The organism is Acinetobacter sp. 22512, assembly GCF_052044755.1.
Taxonomy (GTDB): domain Bacteria; phylum Pseudomonadota; class Gammaproteobacteria; order Pseudomonadales; family Moraxellaceae; genus Acinetobacter; species Acinetobacter pittii.
The window spans coordinates 1-18933 of sequence record NZ_JBQENP010000014.1; the positions used below are offsets into that span (position 1 = coordinate 1).

General features: G+C 39.5%; 18 protein-coding genes and 1 tRNA gene. 5 read left to right on the forward strand and 14 right to left on the reverse strand.

What is annotated here, in order from left to right; genetic code table 11:
- Positions 1 to 65 precede the first annotated feature (65 nt).
- Positions 66 to 156 (reverse strand) — tRNA-Ser (locus tag ACTJJG_RS14220).
- A 261-nt stretch (positions 157 to 417) separates the two neighbouring features.
- Here ACTJJG_RS14220 and rnr point away from each other — a divergent pair.
- From rnr to ACTJJG_RS14240, 4 genes are all read left to right on the forward strand, one after another.
- On the forward strand, positions 418 to 2835 hold the full coding sequence (gene rnr, locus ACTJJG_RS14225; RefSeq protein WP_005078314.1) for a ribonuclease R: 2418 nt from the start codon (positions 418 to 420) through the stop codon (positions 2833 to 2835).
- Between the two features lie 135 nt (positions 2836 to 2970).
- Positions 2971 to 5025 (forward strand): M3 family metallopeptidase, encoded by a 2055-nt coding sequence (locus ACTJJG_RS14230; protein WP_069119509.1) that lies wholly within the window; start codon positions 2971 to 2973, stop codon positions 5023 to 5025.
- 40 nt (positions 5026 to 5065) lie between these two features.
- Positions 5066 to 5275, forward strand: a complete 210-nt coding sequence (locus ACTJJG_RS14235) for a YheV family putative zinc ribbon protein (RefSeq protein WP_032004797.1) — start codon at positions 5066 to 5068, stop codon at positions 5273 to 5275.
- Between the two features lie 11 nt (positions 5276 to 5286).
- Complete coding sequence (locus ACTJJG_RS14240) at positions 5287 to 5718, forward strand: hypothetical protein (RefSeq protein WP_032057384.1); 432 nt, start codon at positions 5287 to 5289, stop codon at positions 5716 to 5718.
- Between the two features lie 169 nt (positions 5719 to 5887).
- Here ACTJJG_RS14240 and ACTJJG_RS14245 read toward each other — a convergent pair whose 3' ends face one another.
- From ACTJJG_RS14245 to ACTJJG_RS14265, 5 genes are all read right to left on the reverse strand, one after another.
- Complete coding sequence (locus tag ACTJJG_RS14245) at positions 5888 to 8098, reverse strand: TRAP transporter large permease subunit (RefSeq protein WP_032057383.1); 2211 nt, start codon at positions 8096 to 8098, stop codon at positions 5888 to 5890.
- A gap of 180 nt (positions 8099 to 8278) precedes the next feature.
- On the reverse strand, positions 8279 to 8854 hold the full coding sequence (gene rrtA, locus ACTJJG_RS14250) for a rhombosortase (protein WP_005067290.1): 576 nt from the start codon (positions 8852 to 8854) through the stop codon (positions 8279 to 8281).
- Positions 8855 to 8937: 83 nt separating this feature from the next.
- Complete coding sequence (locus ACTJJG_RS14255) at positions 8938 to 10026, reverse strand: hypothetical protein (RefSeq protein WP_069119507.1); 1089 nt, start codon at positions 10024 to 10026, stop codon at positions 8938 to 8940.
- Between the two features lie 770 nt (positions 10027 to 10796).
- Positions 10797 to 11186 (reverse strand): hypothetical protein, encoded by a 390-nt coding sequence (locus ACTJJG_RS14260; protein ID WP_069119505.1) that lies wholly within the window; start codon positions 11184 to 11186, stop codon positions 10797 to 10799.
- A gap of 6 nt (positions 11187 to 11192) precedes the next feature.
- On the reverse strand, positions 11193 to 11450 hold the full coding sequence (locus ACTJJG_RS14265) for an FAD assembly factor SdhE (protein ID WP_002117064.1): 258 nt from the start codon (positions 11448 to 11450) through the stop codon (positions 11193 to 11195).
- Positions 11451 to 11638: 188 nt separating this feature from the next.
- Between ACTJJG_RS14265 and ACTJJG_RS14270 the strand changes: the two genes are divergently transcribed.
- Positions 11639 to 12811: an acyl-CoA dehydrogenase family protein gene (locus ACTJJG_RS14270; RefSeq protein WP_005067286.1), complete on the forward strand. Its 1173-nt coding sequence runs from the start codon at positions 11639 to 11641 to the stop codon at positions 12809 to 12811.
- 50 nt (positions 12812 to 12861) lie between these two features.
- Here ACTJJG_RS14270 and ACTJJG_RS14275 read toward each other — a convergent pair whose 3' ends face one another.
- From ACTJJG_RS14275 to secY, 8 genes are all read right to left on the reverse strand, one after another.
- Positions 12862 to 14352, reverse strand: a complete 1491-nt coding sequence (locus ACTJJG_RS14275; protein WP_069119502.1) for a flavin-containing monooxygenase — start codon at positions 14350 to 14352, stop codon at positions 12862 to 12864.
- A 181-nt stretch (positions 14353 to 14533) separates the two neighbouring features.
- Positions 14534 to 14911 (reverse strand): 50S ribosomal protein L17, encoded by a 378-nt coding sequence (rplQ, locus tag ACTJJG_RS14280; protein WP_002049717.1) that lies wholly within the window; start codon positions 14909 to 14911, stop codon positions 14534 to 14536.
- Positions 14912 to 14929: 18 nt separating this feature from the next.
- Positions 14930 to 15937, reverse strand: a complete 1008-nt coding sequence (locus ACTJJG_RS14285) for a DNA-directed RNA polymerase subunit alpha (protein ID WP_002116730.1) — start codon at positions 15935 to 15937, stop codon at positions 14930 to 14932.
- Between the two features lie 17 nt (positions 15938 to 15954).
- Positions 15955 to 16581: a 30S ribosomal protein S4 gene (rpsD, locus tag ACTJJG_RS14290; RefSeq protein WP_000135204.1), complete on the reverse strand. Its 627-nt coding sequence runs from the start codon at positions 16579 to 16581 to the stop codon at positions 15955 to 15957.
- Between the two features lie 12 nt (positions 16582 to 16593).
- Positions 16594 to 16980, reverse strand: a complete 387-nt coding sequence (gene rpsK, locus ACTJJG_RS14295; protein WP_001040166.1) for a 30S ribosomal protein S11 — start codon at positions 16978 to 16980, stop codon at positions 16594 to 16596.
- Positions 16981 to 16999: 19 nt separating this feature from the next.
- A complete protein-coding gene (gene rpsM / locus ACTJJG_RS14300) occupies positions 17000 to 17356 on the reverse strand; it encodes a 30S ribosomal protein S13 (protein WP_000090816.1) in 357 nt (118 codons plus the stop codon).
- 106 nt (positions 17357 to 17462) lie between these two features.
- A complete protein-coding gene (rpmJ, locus tag ACTJJG_RS14305) occupies positions 17463 to 17579 on the reverse strand; it encodes a 50S ribosomal protein L36 (RefSeq protein ID WP_000867907.1) in 117 nt (38 codons plus the stop codon).
- A gap of 20 nt (positions 17580 to 17599) precedes the next feature.
- Positions 17600 to 18919: a preprotein translocase subunit SecY gene (gene secY, locus ACTJJG_RS14310; protein ID WP_014207743.1), complete on the reverse strand. Its 1320-nt coding sequence runs from the start codon at positions 18917 to 18919 to the stop codon at positions 17600 to 17602.
- Between the last annotated feature and the right edge of the window lie 14 nt (positions 18920 to 18933).

The window sequence follows — 18933 nt, forward strand, 5'->3', positions numbered from 1 at the left end:
ACTCCCGACCCCTTAGTTCGTAGCCAAGTGCTCTATCCAGCTGAGCTATGAGCGCATTAAGTAAATGGCGGTGAGAGAGGGATTCGAACCCTCGATACCAGTAATAGGTATGCTTCCTTAGCAGGGAAGTGATTTCAGCCACTCATCCACCTCACCGGAACGAGCCGCCATAATACAAACTAAAACCCTATTGTTCAAGTCATCATAGTGAAATTTTCTTGTTTTTTAGTTCAATGAATTATTTTTTAAGCAATTTTCTAATTATTTTCGTCTTTTTCGATCAAACGCTTGTTAAGATAGATATTATTTCTTCATCAAAATACTGTAGTGCATAACACATTATTGCAAACCTAAACGTGCAGTTCGGGTCTGCATGACTTATGCTAAACTTATCTGCCAAGCGTGAAACCAAACGACATGACAAAAAACTGGGCTGACCCCGAAGCGAAAGCTGAAGCTGAACGTTATGACAATCCTATTCCAAGCCGTACTCTTATTTTAGATACATTGGAACAATTGCAGACACCGCAATCTCATGCAGAACTTGTCGATCATTTTAATATTCATGACCAAAAAAGTATTGAAGCACTCAGTCATCGCTTAAGTGCTATGGTTCGTGATGGTCAAATCATGAAAGACGGGTTTAAATTTCAGTTGGTGGCAGATCAACCGACCTATGAAGCAACTGTTTATATCAATAGTAAAGGTTTAGGCACAGCGCATATCGATGGTCAAAGTGACCTTTTACTTCCTGAACGTGAATTACGTTTAGTCTTTAACGGTGACCGAGTTAGAGTGCGACAGACTTCAGTTGATCGTAAAGGCAAACCTTGGGGATTTATCACAGAAGTTTTACAACATCGTGTTAAACAATTAATTGGTAAATTGTCGGTTCACGATGGCGAATATTTTATTCAGCCCAACAATCCAAATCAGCACCAGCCTATTCCTTTAGAAAAAGAACTGGTAACACATGCTGAAGCAAATGTTGGCGATATGCTACGTGTCGCAATAGACAGCTATCCGACTCGTGAAGAATTTGCGACGGCGCATATTATTCAATCTATGGCCGACAAAGCTGATACAGAAATTATTATTCCGCAGACTATTCTTGAGTTTGGCTTACCTTACGAATTTCCAGATGAAGTTATAAAAGAAGCTGAAAGCTTTAAAGAACCATCTGCTCAAGACCGTGAAGGCCGCATTGATTTACGAGATTTAGCATTAGTTACGATCGATGGTGAAGATGCTCGAGATTTTGATGATGCGGTTTATGCTGAAAAACGTCCAGGTGGCGGTTATCGTGTAGTGGTCGCAATTGCTGATGTTAGCCATTATGTACGCTTAGACTCAGCCCTCAATGAAGAAGCTGAGGAACGTGGTACTTCGGTATACTTCCCGCATTTCGTATTACCGATGCTACCAGAGGCATTGTCAAATGGCTTATGCTCTCTAAACCCTCATGTAGACCGTTTATGTATGGTCTGTGACTTGAAACTCTCTCGTACAGGCCGTGTAACTGGTTACGATTTTTATCCATCAGTGATGCATTCAAAAGCACGTTTGACCTATACACAGGTAGCACAATATTTTGACGGCGCAACAGATGCGATTCCAAAAGATCGTGATGTTCATAAATCTTTAAATACGCTTTTCCAGCTTTATCAGATTTTGAAAAATTTACGTGCTGATCGTCATGCAATGGAATTTGAAACCATTGAAACCTACATGACTTTTGATGAGCTAGGCGGGATTAAAGAAATTTTGCCACGTACACGTAATGAAGCACATAAACTTATTGAAGAGTGCATGTTACTTGCTAACGTTGCTGCGGCTGAATATGCATTAGAACATGATGTTCCAATGTTGTATCGCGTGCACGAAGCTCCAGAGTTCTCACGTATTCAGAAAGTAAAAGACTTTGTTAAATTACTGGGGCTACCCTTCCCTGACCAACCAACTCAAGCAGACTATCAAAGAGTAATTGAAGCAACTAAAGATCGTATTGATGCACCAAGTATTCATGCCGTCTTATTACGTTCAATGATGCAAGCTTATTATGGCGCAAAAAATGCAGGGCACTATGGTTTGGCTTATGAAGCTTATACGCATTTCACTTCGCCAATTCGTCGTTACCCAGACCTATTATTACACCGGGCCATTAAAGCTCACTTGAAACAAAAGCCTTATCCACTCTCTGGTGCTGCACTAGATGATGCAGGTGAACATTTCTCTCAAACAGAGCGCCGTGCTGATGAAGCTTCTCGTAGCGTAACGACGTGGTTGAAATGTCACTACATGCAGCAGCATCTAGGTGATGAATTTATTGGTATTGTAAGTGCGGTGACCGAATTCGGTTTATTCGTGACACTGAAAGATTTATATGTCGATGGCATGATTCATATTAGCCAACTCGGCGATGACTTCTTTATTTATGACCAAGCGAGTCAAAATCTAGTAGGTCAAAATCGTGGTCAAGTCTTTGGTTTGGGCGATGAAGTTAAAATTCAGGTTGCTGGTGTCAATCTGGAAGAACGTAAAATTGACTTTCAGCTCATTAAGCAAGTTACCCATGCAGGCCGAGTAGTTCGTAGCCGTGCGCCGCGTACGACTAAAACTACTACGCAGGCGACTGAAGAAGTTTTCAGTAAACCAACTGTCAGTAGTGATGGTGAGCGACCTGTTCACAAAAAGAAAGAAAAAAGTAAGCCAAGTTCTTACACCAAAAAATCTGGTAAAAAAACCTCAGCAAAAGCCGAGACTAAATCAGAAAAGGTGAAGAAAAAATCTAAGCCTAAAAAGAAAAAGTCGAATGCAAAATCAAAGGCTGAATAGTGAGTAAATAATTATCACGTTTCAAAAATAAGTCTCCAATAGGAGGCTTATTTCTTTTTAAAAGGGGTTATTTTACACATTAAGCTTGATTTCCGACTTGAGAGGACCTACATCTAATACCATGTTTAAAAAATAATGTGGCTATTAGCAATGACTTTACAGCAAGCGACTTTACCAACTCCGCGTTTTGACCAAATTGAATTAGAAAATTTAAAACAAGACATTCAACAAGCGATCCAAGCAGGTCAGGAATTTTTAAATACTCTTACGGCTGCACCTACAGATGCAGCTCAGCAACTTGCCGTACTTGAGCAAGTCGATACGCTTGAAAATAATCTAAGTGAATCATGGGGCGTTTTATCGCATTTAAACGCTGTAATGAGCAACGCAGAAACGAGAGAAGTCTATCAATCTTTATTACCAGCATTAAGTGAATATTACACTCAGCTTGGTCAACACACGGCGCTTTATCAAACCTATCAACACATCCATGATGGTCAAGGTTATAGCTCTCTTAGCCCTGCACAGCAAAGTGCTATCCGTCTAGCTTTACGTGACTTTAAACTTTCAGGTGTAGCCTTAGAGGGTGAAGAGAAAAAACGTTATGCAGAGATTTCTGCGCGTCTTTCACAGCTTTCTTCTGATTTTTCAAACCACGTACTTGATGCAACACAAGCTTACTTTAAACCACTTACCGAAGATCAGCTAAAAGGTCTTCCAGAAAGTAATATTGAGTTATTAAAACAGTACGGCAAACAACGTGAACTTGACCAAGCTGTAGCAACCCTAGATTTCCCAGCATATTTTGCAATCATGACTTATGCAGATGACCGTGCATTGCGTGAAGAGCTTTATAGAGCTTATGTGACTCGCGCATCTGATCAGTCTGAACAAACTGAGTTTGATAACAGCAAAATTATGGAAGAAATTTTGAGTCTTCGTCAGGAAATGGCGAAACTACTTGGTTTCAATAACTATGCTGAATATTCTCTGGCAAGCAAAATGGCACCAGACGTAAAAACAGTACATGAGTTTTTGGTTGACCTAGCAGAGCATGCGCGTGCTCCTGCGCTTCAAGAAGTTGCCGAACTTCAAGATATTGCTAAACAAGTTGGTGTTGATGAGCTTAAACCTTGGGATACAACTTACTATTCTGAAAAGCTTAAACAGCAACAATTCAACTTATCTCAAGAAGCATTAAAACCTTATTTCCCTGCACCTAAAGTTATTCAGGGATTATTCCAGATTGTGCAGCGTCTATACGGCATTAACATTATTGAAAGACAAGCACCTGTCTGGCATCCAGATGCACGTTATTTTGAATTAGAAGACCAAGGTCAAGTGATTGGTGGCTTCTTTTTTGACATCTATGCACGTACAGGTAAACGTGGTGGCGCATGGATGAACGGCTTCCGCTCGCGCATGCAAACACTTCATGGCTTACAAAAACCAATTTGCTATATGGTGTGTAATTTTACTCCTCCTGTAGGTGACCAACCTGCTTTATTGACTCATGACGAAGTGATTACTTTGTTCCATGAGTTCGGACATGGTTTACATCATATGTTGACCGAAGTAGATAATATCTCGGTTGCAGGAACTCATGGCGTTGCTTGGGATGCGGTAGAACTACCAAGCCAGTTTATGGAATTCTGGTCATGGGATAAAGAAAGTCTAGATGTATTAAGTGAACACATCGATAGTAAACAGACTTTGCCACAAGAATTACTAGATGCTTTATTAAATGCTCGATTCTTCCAATCTGGTATGCAAACTTTACGTCAGCTTGAATTTGCATTATTTGACTTGACCATTCACACCAAAACGCCAGCCCTGAACAGTGAGCAAATTCAGCAAACCTTAAACGATATTCGTAAGCAATATGCGGTCGTTCCTACTGTCGACTACAACCGCTTCCAACATAGTTTTAGTCATATTTTTGCTGGCGGTTATGCCGCAGGTTATTACTCTTACAAATGGGCAGAAGTCTTAGCGAGCGATGCATTTGATCGTTTTGAAAATGAAGGCATTTTTAACACTCAAACGGGTAAAGAATTCCGTCAGGCAATTCTAGCTGTGGGTGGAAAAGACACTGCGCTTGAGGCATTTGTTAATTTCCGTGGACGCGAGCCTAAAATTGACGCATTGTTACGTCATCAAGGTTGGACGAATGACAACAAAACCGCTTAAACTATGGGCCTAAATTGATCGTGTGGTTAGGGTGATAAAGATGAAAAAACGTTTCATTGCTGGGGCAAAATGTCCAAAATGTGAAGCCATGGATCGAATTGTCATGCTAACCACCGCAGAAGACGAATGGATTGAATGTATCGAATGCGGTTATAGCGAAAATCGTCCGACTCATGTTGATGAGCCTGAAACACCTGCTGAACCGGATGAAATTGGGGTAATACAGTTCAAGCCACGTCGTCCCGACTAAAGGTCTTAAACATGCCACTACAAAGAAAACAAAACTCAAAATTATTATGGATTTTAATTGGGGGCTTAAGCATTCTCGTAGTGCTTTTTTTTGCAGCGCAATGGTTTTTTAAAAAAACCGAGTCGTCAGCACCACTGGTTGATCCACAACCTGTCTCGACTCCTGCTCCTGCTAAACCGAAACCAGCTGACCCATTATCAAGTTCTGAACCCTTAGCTGAAAATGCAAGCTCTCAGCAACTTGTCAGTGAAAATGTGCTTAAAGAGCCTGTCCCTGCACAAGAGTCTTTAGCAAAAGAAGAAGTATCTAAACTTGAAGATATTCATCGCCAGCTAAAAGATCAGGAAGCCACCTTAAAAGCTCAGCATGCAGATGCGGATCAACTAACTAAACTCAAAGAAGAACAAGTTAAATTGCTAGAAGCTCAGCTTAAACAGCAATAGTTTTTCAATGAACTCTTAAAAAAGCTAAAGCTATCCATCTTTAGCTTTCTAATTTTAAGAAGAAAATTAGATTGTTATCGAACGCAAAATACTCATATTGTATCATCCAAAAAAGCACCCTCTTTAAGAGGGTGTTTTTTAATCAAGATATTTACTTCAAATTATTAGATTAGTGATACCAACCGAATAATTTAAAGAAGTAAGGTGCATAAGCAATAATAAGCATTGCAGGCACCATTACAATTAGTGGAAGTACCCATCGCTCGAAGCGGTAGAAGAATGATTTATGACGAACTTCTGTATCTGCTTCAGATACCTCATCGTCGCCAATTGCTTGTCTGGCCAATAAGTGGTTTAAAGCAACTGGAGGAGTAATATAGCCAAGCTCAAAACCAATTAAAGCGATCATCCAGAAATGCACAGGATCAATTCCGTATTTATATGCTACGGGTGCTACGGTTGCTGAAATTAAAATAACAGCACCGAATGGATCCATGATCATCCCAACAAATACCATGAGAATCACAATCAAAGAGATCACAACAAATAGACTATTAATATCTGTTGGGAAAGCCTCCATAATTTCGATTCGTTCCAAGAATCCACCGACACTTACAGACAATGCCATTAGAATAACTAATGCACCAATATGTCCAACAGTTTCACTTGTAGCTGTGTGTAAAGCTGATCGGAAAGAAACTCTACGCTCAGGATTACGTGGATCATCTGTAGACTTTACTTGAGGTACAGGCTGAGAACCATCGGCTGGAGCAGTATAAACATTAAGGGTACTATCCCAATGACCGACTGGTGCTAACGGAGCAGGCTCCCTACGTAACTTATCAAATAGCACCATTAGTAATAAGATTACAGGCATCATGACTGGTGCTGTGAACTCATTCAAATCTGTTGCCAAGGCATGCTTGTAAAACAACCAGATTAGGATAAAAATAACAATATATGGCGATACAGGAACAAAAGCGCGTAAGGATTTAGGAAATGCTATTTTTACTGGTGCAATACGAAATTTTTGCTCAGCAAAAAATAAAGAAACTATTAAAAATAAAGTTGAAGACAGCAGAAATGTATATATTCCATAGTGATATAACAAATCTGTTGTGACTTCTTTATTCAAAGACGCAACAACAACAATCAGCAAACATGGTCGTAACACAACACCTAATGAACCAGACATAGCTGTTGCTGCCAAAGCGAATTGACGGCGACCACCTGCATTCCAGACTTCTTTATAAATAATTGCACCAGCTGCAATAACGAAGATACCCGAAGCCCCTGTATAAGCTGTAGGTAAAGCTGCTGCAATTAGAATTAACCAAGTTAAAGTTTCAGGTGCTAGATTCCAAGGCCGTAGTATATTAAGAAATAAATCAACTATGCGTGTTTGTTTAAGTAACATACCTGCCCATATAAATAGAGCAAGATTTAAAAAGATACTTGAGAATTCAACCAACTGTCCAAGGTAAATACCTTGTCCCATTGGATAATCCATAAAGAAAGTAAATGCAATACCAGTAATAATTGCCATATAGGCATAAAGTGGCACACTTAAGAAAGCAAGCCCAAGATTTCCCCCCTCTTTCGTCGGAGTTGGAGATTTAATCAACTGAAATAAACTGATTAATGTCAAAATCGCAAATAACGTAATCCATAACCAGTAAATCACTTGCATTTCAATTGCTACAGGCACCCCCGAACCCGTTACCGAACGATATTGACTAATCGTTGATGATGTTAAAAGACCATTAGCAAATAACATCGCAATTGAATATACACGAAAATCAATTTTCGTTGCTGGGCTACGTAAACCGATATGATGTGTCTTCAATGTCGCAGTTATCGCGGCCAAAACAACCATCACAACTAAAAGCATTGCCCTATTTTCAGTACCAAATTTAAAGAGGCCAAAAAAAGAGGTTTCTATTGTTCGATACGTACGGATACTTGGATGTGCATCCATATAAGCGATTGCTTTATCATAGAACTGATATTTTTCATCACATTGTTGCTGCGCTGCGAGTAGTGATGCACGGACATCACTTTCCGATGCTGCACCAAAGAAACTCGCGAAATCATCAGACGCGTTCGCTTTCATTTGTTCTTTTACTTGAGCTTCGATATTTGGATGTCGATCACAAGTTGGCTTTTCAGGCTCAGCACGCAAAAAAGAATATTGCATACCTGTAGTAGGGTCGCCATAAAGACGTTCCCCGATACGTAATAATTGTCCGTGGATCATTTCCCCGGTACCAATAATTAGCGTCATTAATAGCAGAATGAGGATGACGAATGTTGAGATCCATTCGTTCCAGATATAACCCAGCAGACCTAATCCAGATCTTTTTTCTTGATGTTCTTGCATAAATATTCCAATTTTGTTCTCTCAAGTCCCTAAAAATTAAAGAATTGAGTCATGCAATTTTTCTTGGTCAGGGGGTTAAATCCATCCCCCTTCTACCAATCCCTTTATTCAACGATCAAATTTGCATCAAACTTTGTTAATAAAGAATGACTAAAATCTCTTTTTTAACAGTTTGTATTGTCAATGTTTCTTTTTTAATCTCTGGAAAATCCAATAACATCCTCCAAAGATTGCTCCACCAATTGCCCCATATAGATGAGCTTCAGTTAAAACTGGACTCCCTATTAGTTGAGCAGTTCCTGTTTGTCCAAAAGTGTTTTCCCATATGAGTTTGGCAATAATTAACCCTAAAACCAGCAAAGCAAAATTTCGCTCTTTACGATATTGCAGATAGACCAAAGCAACCGCTGTATATAGTCCATGTAAGACACCAGACAGACCTGCGTAAGCTTCGATATAAGGTAAATAAAAGTAGAACACCAAACTAATAAAAGGTGGCAACAGCAAAAGTAGACTTAGAAGATGCCATGCTTTTGTATGTGGAAAAATAAAGGGTAAACAAGCGAATGCCATCATATTTAAAAGGAAATGAACCCATCCAACGTGTACCCAATGTGCAGTCCACAAACGCCAGAATTCGCCAAGTAAACTTTCGCGCCAATAAATAAAAGTATCAGGAAACACCTGTAGACATGCAGATATGGAAATGCACACTGCGACCAAAAGCACTTTACTATTCAGTACATGATCCTTCATGGCACACTCCTTGAAATTAAACTTCTTACAATTATTGTAGAACTTAACAATAGACTCGCAAGAAGTTAGTCTTTCAAATATTCTTACTGCGCTGCTGGTGGAGCAGATGAATCCGCAGGAACCTCAGAAGCGGCTCCCCCATCAAACAACTCATCTAGCTCTGCTGCACCTTCATTTTTATCATCCCAGAAATGAGACATACCATCATCTCCGGTACGTACACCAGTATGCTCAGTCCAGTAACGGTCAGAGATACCACGTACAATAAGACCAGCCATACTATCGATTAACTTAAAGTTCGGATTGACAGGTTTGTCATCAGCTTGAGATGCTGCATAGGTTCTTAATGCATCACGGATTTTTGCATCATCACCGCTTGCTTGAGCAGCTACAGCATATAAGGCATGAGATAGGCGAACACCTTTTTTCTCACCAATCTGAATTGACTGTTTTAAAGTTTGGTACGGATCAGGTTTCCCTTCATCAGCACCTGGCAATAAAGTCCAGATAACAGCACGCGTTGCGTTAGGTGCGCCCCAGAATTTTTCATTATCTAGACAAACCATGCCACGCTCTACAATAGCAGCGATATCTTTAGGAACATTGACTGCACCGCCTGAGTTAATATCGTTGGTCACAGCCTGAAGACCACTGATCATGCCAAGTAAATAAACAGTTTGATCAGTATCATTACGCATCGTTGGGCAAGAATCACCTAAGTGATATTTATATTTAGATTCCCAACGATCAGCAAATAACTTATAACCCGTATATTGACGTTCAGCAGCAATTGCTGCCCAACGCTTTTGTGCAATACGTGCATCTTGAGCTTCTGTCACTTGACCAGCTTTTGATGCGCGCAAATAACGTAATTCTGCTTCTAAAGCCTGATTTTCCGCACATACACCTGATGCTGCATACATTAATACTGCAACACGTGTCGGATCTGCACCCATCCCTTTAGTAGACATGATTGCAGGTGTTAACGCACTACCGGTATTACATACCATTTCAGCATCTTGCATTGCCAAAATAGGTGGAACGACGTGCTTTTCCGTAAAACCTAGAGCAACATTTGCTCCGGTTTTCACGACGTATGAACAACCTGATAAAACTGAAGCTGCAAGAAAACTCACCGCCAAACCTTGGCTTATTTTTTGGACTTTAGACATCTTCCTGTCCTCTATGTAATTTGTTTTTTCCTTTTCAGATGTACATTAGCAGATGCATATCTTGAATAAAAGAGTAATTACTCTAATTGTAGCGCTTATACTTTGACACACTTCACAGCAGATAAAATTGACAGTTTTTCGAGGAAACAGAAATTTTAGGCAAAAAAAAGTAGCATTGCGACGGTTCAGCACATGCTACTTATTAACTGGGATAAGCTTTTAACGGCTTATATTATTTTTGTTCTATATAATCCTTAAGTAAAGTTCCTGCTCTTCCTACTACTACAGCCATAACGACTGCAATCAACAGAAACATCCACATTGAAATCTCCATGAGAGACCTCCTTACTACAATCGCACCCAGTTATAAACTGGACACTTGATGAAATTAATCGATTAACCAATTTTAATAATTGACTGATCGACGACCTTGCATCCTCTGTCTCTTAACCTTGTTAAAACTAACTTTGTTAAGATGTTCCCTGAGTAAAGTTCCTGCTCTTCCTATCACCACTGCCAGAATTATGGCAATGACCAAGAACGACCATGTTGGCATCTCCATTTTGAGACCTCCGACACACTTTACGTTGGTGTTTGTACTTTAACCGATCAAATAGTTACCCATAGGTAAAATTGTCAGACAATTGTCTTTCCTTGGCTTTTTTCTATATTTTAATTAGACAATTCGAAGTTTAATGAAGAAAATAATTATTAAGCTTTTGTTTTTTATAATTTTTAAATAAATATACAATTGTAGAATTGTCTAACAATTAATAGAGTTTTTCTAGAACTTTTAATCTTTTCCACTGCTGAATGGGAAGCTGATCGAACCATACAATAGCTATATTCTTAGGAGTCTCTTCAAGATAAATAACTACAAATAACTGATAATCAATTATTTTAATAATTTCTGCACGGTAAATTTCTTTTTTTGAGAAATATGCAACCGACCATAATTTTTGATCTAAATATTCAATTTGAGATATTTGTGCTTGCTTTAAAAAGAAAATAAAACCAATAAATAGAAGAATAACAGCACATAGCCACCATATCGGTGTTAATAATTGATAAAGCAGGATTGCTAAACCTAAACCAACAAAAAGCTGAAATATTACCGAGACACGGCTATATTTCAGCTCAAAATTTAATTCTTTTATCAAAACAGTTTAGCCATGTACATACTGTTTTAGTTTATAAATAAATTCACGTAACTCAGTACGTGGAGGTTCAGAAACTTCCATGAACCAATCTAATAAATCCGGATCTTCTTGATCGACTAACTCTGCAAATAATGCTTTTTCTGCTGGATCAGCTTTTAAATAATAGTTTTTTACATACGGGTCAAAATAGACGTCAATTTCTTTTAAGCCGCGGCGTGCTCGATAAATTACTTTACGTTCTTCCAAGGTCATTTCGTCAGACATTTACGTCCCCATCTGTGTTGATAGTGCGCCTAGTTTACCTGATCACATCCTAAAGATCGCTAAAAATATCAAATTGACCAAATTTATCATCTTATCCGCATAATTGAGCATTCATCACATTGTTAGGCATGAAATGCTTACGTATGTTTAGGGCATAACATCACACCTGAACCAAGGAAGAAATACAAATGCAATCTGGTGCCATCCGTCCTATTCCAAATATGTTACCAAGACAATTATTCAATGAAGAACACGAAGCCTTCCGTGAGACAGTGCGTAAATTCTATGAAAAGGAAGTCGTTCCCAATATAGAGAAATATGAAAAACAGCAACATGTTGACCGAGATCTTTGGAATAAAGCTGGAGAACTAGGTCTTCTTTGCACCACAATGCCAGAGGAATATGGTGGCTCTGGGGTAGATCGCCTATACAGTATGATTCTTATTGAAGAACAAGCGTATGCGATGGACTCAAGTACAGGTTTTTCTCTACATTCCGATATTGTTGCTAATTACGTTAATAATTTTGGTAATGAAGAGCAAAAACAAAAATGGTTACCCAAAATGGCAACTGGAGAAGTTGTTACTGCTATTGCAATGACGGAACCAGGCACTGGTTCAGATTTACAAGCGGTAAGAACCACCGCCGTACTTGAGGGTGATGAATATGTCATTAATGGTTCCAAAATTTTTATTACGAATGGCTACTTATGCGATATGGCCGTAGTCGTTTGTAAGACTGGCAATAGTGATAAAGGTTCGGCGAACTTATCCTTAATTATTGTAGAAGCAAATCGTGCTGGTTTTAGTAAAGGTAAACCTCTAAACAAAATTGGTATGAAAGGCCAAGATACCTGCGAATTATTCTTTGATAATGTTCGCGTTCCTAAAGAAAATCTTTTAGGCATGGAAGGTATGGGCTTTATCATGCTCATGAAAGAATTAGCATGGGAACGAATTTTAGTTGCTATCATTTGTCAGGCCGGTGCTGAAGCAGCATTTGCACATACCGTTCAATATACAAAAGATCGAAAAGCATTTGGTAAACCTATTGGCGCATTTCAGAATACACGCTTTAAACTTGCCGAACTCAGAACAGAAATAGATTTCTGCCGGACATATTTAGATCGTTGTATGGAATTACAACTTGAAGAAAAGTTGAGTGTAGAAGCTGCAGCAGCTGCTAAATATAAAATTTCTGATATGTTCTCAAAGATTGTAGATGAATGTCTTCAATTACATGGCGGTTATGGCTATATGCTTGAATATCCAATTGCACGTGCATACATTGATCATCGAGCAAATCGAATTTATGCAGGTACAAATGAAATCATGAAAGAATTAATTTCAAGAACACTTTAATACCTTCAATAAAAAAGGGGCATTACGCCCCTTTTCTTATTTCATACGAATTAAGATACTAATTTTGGTTTACGCTCATTTGCTTCAGAACGCTTATGAAAATGAAGAATGCCATCTTCAAATTTTGCATTTTTCAAAGACTTTCTATCTTCTAAATAGTTATTAGTCACCTGCCATGGAGCACGCTTACCTTGTTTAGGAAGTTCATGTGCCGCACGGTTAATGTAACCTGAAGATAATTTACCCATTACAGTATCTTCTTCCATCACAGTCTTATCACCCGATGGAATCACTTCATCATAACTATTTTTGTCCATATAGTTTAATAAGCGACAAATATATTCGGCAGCGATATCTACTTTGAGTGTCCATGAGGCATTCACATAGCCAATAATCATAGCCATATTCGGCACATCACTTAGCATGATGCCGTTATAAAGCATATGTTCAGATGAGTTGATTGGCTTCCCATCAAGAGTCGCCTGAACTCCACCCATAATCTGAACTTGTAGTCCTGTTGCAGAAACAACGATATCAGCATCAAGATGTTTGCCAGATTTAAGTAAAATACCTTTTTCAGTAAATTTCTCGATCTGATCAGTTTCTACACTTGCTTTGCCTTCACGTAAAATTTTAAATAAGTCCCCATCTGGCACTACACATAAACGCTGATCCCAAGGGTTGTATGAAGGCGTAAAATGCTTCATATCAACCTTACCTTTAAGCTGCACTTCAATTGCTTTTAAAAGTAAACGACGTACAGTTTTAGGATGTTTCTGAGACAACGCATAAATAGCGCGCTGCATACCGATGTTACGTGCGCGGGTAAATTTATAAGCTGCCTCTTCAGACATAAATTTACGCGTTTTTTCATAGATGAAATCGATAGAAGGAACGCTAGCAATATACGTTGGTGAACGTTGCAACATGGTCACATGACCTGCCCCACCTTTAGCCATTGCTGGTACTAAAGTAATCGCTGTTGCACCACTACCAATAATAACCACCTTTTTACCTGCGTAATCTAAGTTTTCAGGCCAATGCTGTGGGTGAATGAGTTGCCCTTTAAATGCTTCTTGATTTGGGAAAGAAGGTGCATAACCCTGATCATAATTATAGTAACCTGTACAACCGACCACAAAGTTAGCAATCCAAGTCTGCTGTTTTTTATTGCTATCTTCGACTACAACCTGCCATTTTTTTGAAGCCGAATCATAATTAGCAGAAAGTACGCGATGACCAAAATGAATTTTTTCTTTTAATTTAAATTCATTAATTACTTCACCTAAATATCCTTTAATAGAAGCACCATCAGCTAATACATTCGCTTTACACCATGGTTTAAAGTTAAAACCAAAGGTAGACATATCTGAATCTGAACGGATGCCAGGATAACGGAAAAGATCCCATGTTCCACCAAAAGACTCGCGACGTTCTAAAATCTCGAATTGTCGTTGTGGTGAATTTTTTGATAAATGGGCAGCGATTCCGATTCCTGAAATACCTGCGCCAATGATTAAAATATCAACTTGCTTTTCCATTTTATTTTTATACCCATTGTTGAGAATATAAGTTTATTAAAACACAATTTTGACAATACACAATGTCAAGTTTGACCGTTTATCTACTTTTTTATGTCACTTGAGGACATTTTTATAATTTATTTTTTGACTAGAAATAAAAAAGACCGGTATAAAACCGGTCTTTTTTGAATAAAATCAATTATTCAGCTGAAGTGTTTACTTCACGATCTACAAGCTCAACGTAAGCCATCGGTGCTGCATCACCAGCACGGAAGCCCGCTTTAAGAACACGTAGATAACCGCCGTTACGTTCTTTGTAACGAGGGCCGAGTACGGTAAATAATTTACCAACAGTTGCAGCATTACGAGTACGAGCAAATGCTAAACGACGATTTGCTACAGTATCGTTTTTTGCTAGAGTGATTAAAGGCTCAGCAACACGACGTAATTCTTTAGCTTTAGGCACAGTTGTTTTGATCAACTCGTGTTCAAATAAAGAATTAGCCAAGTTTTGGAACATCGCTTTACGATGGCTGCTTGTACGGCCTAATTTCACACCACTATTACGATGACGCATGGTGATAGTCCTACTTAATTAACGGCTACGATAGGCAAAACGGTCGTCCATACGAAGACTAGCTGGTGGCCAGTTTTCAAGACGCATACCGAGTTGTAAGCCTTTCGATGCCAAAACATCTTTGATCTCTGTTAACGATTTTTTACCAAGGTTAGGAGTTTTTAACAACTCAACTTCAGTACGTTGAACAAGATCACCAATGTAGTAAATATTTTCTGCTTTCAAACAGTTAGCAGAACGAACAGTAAGCTCTAGATCATCTACTGGGCGAAGCAAGATTGGGTCAACTTCTTCACGAGGCTCTTGAGCAACTGGAGTTTGGTCTTTCTGAAGATCAACAAAAATTGCAATTTGTTGTTGCAAGATTGTTGCCGCTTTGCGGATTGCTTCTTCAGGATCAACCGTTCCATTTGTTTCGAGGTCGATTACCAGTTTATCTAAATCGGTACGTTGTTCTACACGCGCATTTTCAACGGTGTAAGAAACACGCTTAATCGGGCTATAAGAAGCATCTAATTGCAAACGACCAACCGGACGTGTTTCACCTTCAGGGAAACGAGAATCAGATGTTTCATAACCACGACCTTGAGCAACTTTCAAGCGCATTTTTAATGAGCCTGAAGCACTTAAAGTACCGATTAAATGTTCTGGGTTAACCACTTCAACATTATGAGGTAAACGAAGGTCAGCAGCAGTAATATCGCCAGGACCTTGTTTTTCTAATGTTAAATATGCTTCATTTTGATCGAACAGCTTAATAGACAATCCTTTTAGGTTCAGCAAGAGCTCGACGATGTCCTGCTGCAAGCCTTCTAAAGTACTGTACTCGTGCTCGACACCTTCTATTTCTACTTCAACCACAGCAGCGCCAGGTAAAGAAGACAATAGAATGCGACGTAAAGCATTACCTAGAGTGTGGCCAAAACCACGCTCTAAAGGTTCTAGAATCACTTTTGCCGAGGTCCCGCTTACCGCTTCGACCTTGATCGCTTGCGGAGTTAGAAACTCGTTTGCAGTACGCGTCATTATTGCTACCTCAAGGATTATTTAGAATACAATTCTACAATCAAGCTTTCGTTGATTTCAGCAGGTAAATCAGAACGATCTGGTGCAGCTTTAAACGTACCTTCAAGCTTAGAATGATCAACTTCGATCCAAGCTGGAATACCACGTTGTGCAGCTAACTCAATCGCGTTTTTAATACGCAATTGTTGTTTAGCACCTTCGTGAACCGCAATTACATCACCAGCTTTAACTTGAATAGATGCGATGTTTACACGACGACCATTCAAAGTAATGCTACGGTGACTTACTAACTGACGAGCTTCTGCACGTGTAGAACCAAAACCCATGCGATAAACAACGTTATCAAGACGGCTTTCAAGCAATTTCAACAAGTTCTCACCTGTTGCGCCTTTAACACGAGCTGCTTCTTTATAGTAGTTACTAAATTGACGTTCTAACACACCGTAAATACGACGGACTTTTTGTTTTTCACGTAATTGTAGTGAATACTCAGATTGCTTACCACCGCGTGCCTGACCATGTTGACCAGGTGCTTTGTTAGCTTTTTTAGTTTTGACGTCAAATGGTTTAACGCCAGATTTAAGTTGCAGGTCTGTCCCTTCGCGGCGAGAGAGTTTGCATTTTGGACCAATATAACGAGCCATGAATGTTTCTCCTTACACGCGACGTTTTTTAGGTGGACGGCAACCGTTGTGAGGAATTGGAGTCACATCGGTAATGCTGTTAATCTTATAACCCACTGCGCCTAATGCACGAACCGCAGACTCACGACCTGGACCAGGACCTTTTACAAGGACATCCAGATTTTTCAAACCGTAATCTAAAGCTGCTTTACCAGCAACTTCAGCAGCTACCTGAGCAGCAAACGGAGTTGATTTACGTGAACCACGGAAGCCTTGTCCACCTGAGGTGGCCCAAGCCAATGCATTACCTTGACGATCAGTAATCGTAACAATGGTGTTATTAAAAGACGCGTGAATGTGTGCAACACCTTCAGAGACGGTACGAGTGACCTTCTTGCGTGTGCGAGTATCTTTAGCCATCTTTTAGCTTCCAGAAATCTTACTTTTTAATCGGTTTGCGCGGACCTTTACGGGTACGTGCGTTAGTTTTGGTGCGTTGACCACGGACAGGCAAGCTGCGACGATGGCGAAGGCCGCGGTAGCAACCCAAATCCATTAAACGTTTAATGTTCATGGAAATTTCGCGACGTAAGTCACCTTCGGTAGGAACCTTAGCAACTTCTGCACGAATCGCATCAAGCTGAGCATCGTCCAACTCACGGATCTTAGTAGTTTCAGTAATACCAACTGTAGCTAAGATATTCTTAGCAGTGTGGCGACCGATACCAAAGATGTAAGTGAGGGAGATAACAGCATGCTTGTTATCCGGAATGTTTACACCGGCAATACGAGCCATTCACTTTCTCCAAAAAGGCAGTAGAGATAATCAACCGCCCCACAAAAATCTTGAGGGGCGGATATTAACCCAATTCGCCTACTGAAATCAACAGGTCTTGATTAGATTAACCTTGACGCTGCTTATGACGAGGTTCTGCGCTACAAATTACGCGAATAACCCCATTACGACGGATAACTTTACAGCTACCACAAATTTTCTTTACAGAAGCTTGTACTTTCATGATGAAACCTCTAAGTGCGCTTATCCCTTAGGATGAGCAGTCGTTTTTCTCATTAATGTTTGATTGTCATATTGATGAGATGTTAAATGCGCTTGTAGCTGAGCCATAAAGTCCATAACCACGACAACTACGATCAATAATGAGGTACCACCCAAATAGAATGGAATCCCAAAAGAGCTTTGTAGAATCATTGGCATTAAACAAATGACCGTAATATAAATCGCACCAATAAACGTCAAACGATTAAGAATATGATCTAAGTAACGAGCAGTTTGCTCACCTGGGCGAATACCAGGCACATAAGCTCCGCTGCGTTTTAGATTTTCTGATACTTCCTTAGGGCTAAATACTAAAGCCGTATAAAAGTAACAGAAAAAGATAATTAACGCACCAAAGAGCACCAAATACAAAGGCTGTCCAGGCGACAATACTAAAGCTAAATCTTGTAAGCTGCTTTTAATAAAACCAGCATTTGGATCTGCACTTCCCACCCATTGACCAAGACTTGCCGGGAACAAGAGTAAAGAACTTGCAAAAATCGCAGGAATAACACCCGCCATATTAATTTTTAATGGCAAATGCGTCTGCTGTGCTGTAAATATACGACGCCCTTGTTGCTTTTGCGCATAGTTTACTGGAATGCGACGTTGTGCTTTTTCAATAAACACAATAGCTGCCAATACACCTAAAGACAAAAGACCAAAGATTACAAGACCAATTAAACTTGTCTGACCATTATCTACAGAAGAAACTGATTGCATAATTAGTTTAGGCAAACCAGCGACAATACCTGCAAAAATAATCATTGAGATACCGTTACCAATACCTCTTTCAGTGATTTGCTCACCTAGCCACATTAAGAACATAGTTCCAGCGACAAGTGAAGTTACTGCTGGGATGTAAAACGCAAGACCAACTGACAGAGTAATACCCTGACCAATCAAACCTGCGCACATACCAACTGCTTGAACCACTGCAAGCAACAATGTGCCCTGACGTGTATACTGATTAATTTTACGCTTACCTTGCTCACCTTCCTTTTTCAAGGCTTCAAGTGATGGAATTACAGTAGACATTAACTGCACAATAATTGACGCAGAAATGTACGGCATAATCCCTAAAGCAAGAATAGACATTCGCTCTAAAGCACCGCCAGAAAACATATTGAATAGCCCAAGAATAGTTCCTTGGTTCGCATGAAATAAATTTTCTAACGCAGCATTATTAATGCCTGGTACTGGAATATGCGCTCCTAGTCGAAAGACCAGCAATGCACCGATTAGAAAACTCATCCGGCGAATAATTTCACGGTATTTCACATGAAATGGCTGACCTTTCATCATGTTGACATGAC

Bases quoted from the DNA above. Each gene is read 5' to 3' on its own strand.
- rnr (WP_005078314.1), top strand. From the start codon at position 418: ATGACAAAAAACTGGGCTGACCCCGAAGCGAAAGCTGAAGCTGAACGT.
- ACTJJG_RS14230 (WP_069119509.1), top strand. From the start codon at position 2,971: ATGTGGCTATTAGCAATGACTTTACAGCAAGCGACTTTACCAACTCCG.
- ACTJJG_RS14235 (WP_032004797.1), top strand. From the start codon at position 5,066: ATGAAAAAACGTTTCATTGCTGGGGCAAAATGTCCAAAATGTGAAGCC.
- ACTJJG_RS14240 (WP_032057384.1), top strand. From the start codon at position 5,287: ATGCCACTACAAAGAAAACAAAACTCAAAATTATTATGGATTTTAATT.
- ACTJJG_RS14245 (WP_032057383.1), bottom strand. From the start codon at position 8,098: ATGCAAGAACATCAAGAAAAAAGATCTGGATTAGGTCTGCTGGGTTAT.
- rrtA (WP_005067290.1), bottom strand. From the start codon at position 8,854: ATGAAGGATCATGTACTGAATAGTAAAGTGCTTTTGGTCGCAGTGTGC.
- ACTJJG_RS14255 (WP_069119507.1), bottom strand. From the start codon at position 10,026: ATGTCTAAAGTCCAAAAAATAAGCCAAGGTTTGGCGGTGAGTTTTCTT.
- ACTJJG_RS14265 (WP_002117064.1), bottom strand. From the start codon at position 11,450: ATGTCTGACGAAATGACCTTGGAAGAACGTAAAGTAATTTATCGAGCA.
- ACTJJG_RS14270 (WP_005067286.1), top strand. From the start codon at position 11,639: ATGCAATCTGGTGCCATCCGTCCTATTCCAAATATGTTACCAAGACAA.
- ACTJJG_RS14275 (WP_069119502.1), bottom strand. From the start codon at position 14,352: ATGGAAAAGCAAGTTGATATTTTAATCATTGGCGCAGGTATTTCAGGA.
- rplQ (WP_002049717.1), bottom strand. From the start codon at position 14,911: ATGCGTCATCGTAATAGTGGTGTGAAATTAGGCCGTACAAGCAGCCAT.
- ACTJJG_RS14285 (WP_002116730.1), bottom strand. From the start codon at position 15,937: ATGACGCGTACTGCAAACGAGTTTCTAACTCCGCAAGCGATCAAGGTC.
- rpsD (WP_000135204.1), bottom strand. From the start codon at position 16,581: ATGGCTCGTTATATTGGTCCAAAATGCAAACTCTCTCGCCGCGAAGGG.
- rpsK (WP_001040166.1), bottom strand. From the start codon at position 16,980: ATGGCTAAAGATACTCGCACACGCAAGAAGGTCACTCGTACCGTCTCT.
- rpsM (WP_000090816.1), bottom strand. From the start codon at position 17,356: ATGGCTCGTATTGCCGGTGTAAACATTCCGGATAACAAGCATGCTGTT.
- rpmJ (WP_000867907.1), bottom strand. From the start codon at position 17,579: ATGAAAGTACAAGCTTCTGTAAAGAAAATTTGTGGTAGCTGTAAAGTT.
- secY (WP_014207743.1), bottom strand. From the start codon at position 18,919: ATGAAAGGTCAGCCATTTCATGTGAAATACCGTGAAATTATTCGCCGG.